This is a genomic window from Actinocrinis sp., from assembly GCF_035605935.1.
Taxonomy (GTDB): Bacteria; Actinomycetota; Actinomycetes; order Streptomycetales; family Catenulisporaceae; genus Actinocrinis.
This window is the reverse complement of sequence record NZ_DATNGK010000122.1, coordinates 1-4,058: the sequence shown is the minus strand read 5'-3', so window position 1 is coordinate 4,058 and position 4,058 is coordinate 1. Positions and strand designations below refer to the sequence as shown.

2 protein-coding genes are annotated in these 4,058 nt (G+C 66.7%); both read left to right on the top strand.

Annotated elements, in window-relative coordinates; translation table 11 throughout:
* Positions 1–471, top strand: a 471-nt coding sequence (locus tag VN779_RS10685) for a hypothetical protein (RefSeq protein WP_325722310.1), incomplete at its 5' end; no start/stop codon positions are given.
* 712 nt (positions 472–1,183) lie between these two features.
* Positions 1,184–3,676: a glycoside hydrolase family 3 protein gene (locus VN779_RS10680; RefSeq protein WP_325722309.1), complete on the top strand. Its 2,493-nt coding sequence runs from the start codon at positions 1,184–1,186 to the stop codon at positions 3,674–3,676.
* The last annotated feature ends 382 nt before the right edge of the window (positions 3,677–4,058 follow it).

The window sequence follows — 4,058 nt, the reverse complement described above, 5'->3', positions numbered from 1 at the left end:
CGGCAGGGCTCGGCGCTGGTGCAGATCGCCGGGCTGCTGCTGGTGATCATCGCCGCGTTCGCCAACGCGTTCTCCGCGGTCAAGCTGATCCAGGAACTGCTGCAAGGCAAGGCCGGCGACAACCCGACGGCGCTGCTGGGCATCGGCGCGGCGGTCTACATCACCAACATCATCGTGTTCGCGTTGTGGTACTGGGCGTTCGACCGCGGCGGCCCGCGGGGCCGGGCCCACGCGACGAGCACGCCGCCGGACTTCCTGTTCCCACAGATGACGGTGCCGGAACTGTTCCCCGACTGGCGGCCCGAGTTCGGCGACTACCTGTACCTGGCCTTCACCAACGCCACCGCGTTCAGCCCTACCGACACCCTGCCGACCAGCCGGTGGTCCAAGATGACCATGATGCTGCAATCCGCGATCGCCCTGCTCATCGCCGCACTAATAATCGCCCGGGTCGTCAACGTGCTGAAGTGACGTAATCCCCCTCCAACGGCAAATCGCGATATGTCAGTGTCGAACCTGCTGGCACGCGCGGCCCCGTGCGCGCGGTTCGTGACGTTTCCGCGGGACGAGCGCTAGACGGCGGCGGCGCGACAACCTAGAACGAGGCTGCCCCAATCGGGTTTCTCGCTCCATCGATATCCGCTGCCATGGGTCCAGCTCACCTGATCGTCGGCGCGGCTGGAAGTGTCAATGCACCGGCTGCGGCTCAGCGGACGGCGCAGCACCGGCTTGTTGAGATCGAGGGAACCGTGCCTGAAGCCGCCTCACCGCTCACGTCCGTCGACTGCCTGGCAAGCATCTCCGGGCTTGAACGCTGCCGGCGTCGAGTTCCTCCGCCGATGGTCCTGGCGACCGTTAGCCGACACATGGTTACCGGAGTCCGGTTATAGATAATTGCTGGTAGGGCTTGCCAAATGACACTGTTTGTGGGCAGACTTTCCGGTTACTGGGATGGTTTGACCTTTTCGGTGGTTAGGCGGCACTCGACGGGGGTCGGTTCCAGTCCGGGTGGTGCTACCTCGCAAGACGAGGGGAGCCCGCGATGCGTCGCTATGTTGGTATCAAGTCCCTGGCCTTCGCTGTGGCACTCGCTGCGGTGGCGGCCGGCGTGGCGGCCGTCTCAGTCCAGCCGGCATCAGGAACACCTTCGGCATCGCCTGCTGTCAAAGGGGGTTCCGGCACGGTGGCGGCGCTGGTGGCGGCGATGACGTTGGATGAGAAGCTGGGCATGGTCAACGGCTGGCCGAATGGCGTGTCAGCGCCGCCGCAGACCGATCGCGTGATCGGTGTTGGGTTTATTCCGGGCGTGCCGCGGCTGGGTGTTCCGGCGTTGACGTTCACCGACGGTCCGGCTGGGGTGCGGATGAACCTTCCGACGACGGCGATGCCGGCGCCGGTGGCGTTGGCGGCGACGTTCAGCGCCGATCTGGCCGAGCGCTATGGGGAGGTGCTGGGCCGGGACGGCCGGTCCCGGGACCAGGATGTGATCTTCGGCCCGATGATGAACATGGTCCGGGTGCCGCAGGCTGGCCGCAATTTCGAGACGCTGGGCGAGGATCCGTCTTTGATGGCTGCGTTGGTGGCGGCGGAGACCCGCGGCATTCAGAGCCAGGGCGAGATCGCGACCGCGAAGCATTTCGCGGAGAACAACCAGGAAAACAACCGGATGGGCGTCAACGTCAATGTGGACGATCAGACGCTGCGGGAGATGGAGCTGCGCGGGTTTGAGGCCGCGGTGAAGGACGGCCACAGCGGCGCGGTGATGTGCGCCTACAACGGGGTCAACGGCAATTTCTCGTGCGAGAACCCGACGCTGCTCACCGACATTCTGCGTAACCAGTGGGGGTTTAGTGGGTTCGTGGTGTCGGACTACGGCGCGAACCACAGCGCCGGTCCGGCGCTGCAGGCCGGTATGGACATTGAGTTCTTCGGCACCCACTTCTTGCAGCTGAAATCCCTGATCCAAAGCGGCGCGGTGCCGGTGTCGGCGTTGGATAACGCGGTGCGCAGCATCTTGACCACGATGGACCGGTTCGGTCTGCTGGTCCACGCGTCACCGACCGGCGGTACCGTCGTGAATCGCCCGCTGCCGCCGTTCCCGGAGCTGGCCGACGCCCAGCAGGCCCGCACGATTGCTGAGCAAGGCGCGGTGCTGCTGCGCAACCAGGGCAAGACGTTGCCGTTGGAGCAGGCGGACCTGCGCTCGCTAGCGGTGATCGGAACGACCGCCCGCACGCTGCTGGTGGGCGGCGGCGGCAGCTCCCGGGTCCTCGGTGTGACCGACCGCGAGATCAGCCCATTGGATGCGCTGCGGCAGGCGGCCGGCCCGCAGGGGAACATCACCTTCGCGGTGGGCCGGGACGTGCAGGGCGTGCCGGTGCCCAGCGGCGCGTTGGCACCGCCGAATGCGGCACCGAACCAGCACGGTGTGCTGCGGACGAACACGGTGACCGGTGCTACCCAGATTGACCCGAACATCGACTTCGTCGGGGCGAACGCGCTACCGGAGGGCACCCAGGCCAGCTGGACCGGCACGCTGACCGCGTCCACCACCGGCAACTACCTGCTCGCCGTGCAAACAGATGGCACCGGCGGCACGTTGACCGTGGATGGCCAGCCCGTCATCACCAGCAGCGTCCTCGCCGCCCTCGGCACCACCCTGCACAAGACCACCGACGGTCTGGCGAACTCCTTCGCGTACCTGAACTTGACCGCCGGCCCGCACACCATCCAGGTGACCGCCGCGCCCGTCCCGGCGTTCCCGCCGTTCATCCCGGCCAGCAGCGGCCCGGTGCAGATCCGGCTGGCCTGGATCACCCCGCAGCAGCGGCAGGCAAACCTGGACGCCGCCGTGGCCGCCGCCAAACAGGCGCGCACCGCGGTGGTGTTCGCCTACATGGAAGGTACCGAGGGCGTCGACCAACCCACCCTCACGCTGCCGGACGAGCAAGACCAGCTGATCGAGGCCGTCGCTGCGGCCAACCCGCGCACCGTGGTGGTGCTCAACAGCGGATACCCGGTGCTGATGCCCTGGGTGAACGACGTCCGGTCGATCCTGGACATGTGGTACCCCGGCCAGGAAGGCGGGCCCGCCACCGCCGACCTCCTGACCGGCGCGGCGGTTCCCGGCGGAAAGCTGCCGGTCACCTTCCCGGCGCGCGAGTCTGACGCCCCGACCGCCACCTCTCTATTGCGTTATCCGGGCGTGAACAACCAGGAGTACTACAGCGAAGGCATATTCGTCGGCTACCGCTGGTATGACCAGAACAACATCACACCGCTGTTCCCGTTCGGGTACGGGCTGTCCTACACCACCTTCGGCTACAGCCACCTGAACACCAAGCCGAACGGGAAAACGCCGCGCGTGCAGCTCACGGTCACCAACACCGGCGCGCGTACCGGCACCGAGGTTGCGCAGGTCTACGTCGGCCGGCTGCCGACCAGCGTGCCAACCCCACTACAGCAACTCGCCGGACAGGCCCGCGTGACCCTGCGGCCCGGGCAGAGCAAGCGGGTAACCGTTGCGCTCGACCCGCGGTCGCTCGCGTACTGGGACACCGGCACCCAACGCTGGGTCACACCGGGCGGCACGGTGCCTGTCCTCGTCGGCAGCTCCTCGCGGGACATCCGACTGCGCGGCGTCATAACGGTTGCTGCAACGTCATCAGGGCCCTAAACGCTCAGCTGCCAAATCCGGGGACGTCGAAGCGATCTCCATGCCTCGAGTGACGTCGCCTAGCGGGCTAGCTCACGGCAATCGTGCTGTGTGAGCGCTGGTAGTCGGCGTTCTGCACAGTGCGGCGATACCCACGCCGCATACATGGCTGCAACCAATGGCGCGGCGTTTGGCGTGCACCGGCGTAAGACGTCGGAGACCGGATATCCGCTCGATCGGACCCAGCACGACCTTGCCGGCGGGCTCGTTGCAAAGAAGGCAGCGCTCACCGGAACGAGGTTCCGTTGCGGCGGCCAGATGACGCCGATATCTGGACTATGTCCTTCCCGAAGGCTGGGCACATCCTCGGGCTTCGGCATGCGCGTAAGGGCTTAGTCAGTTG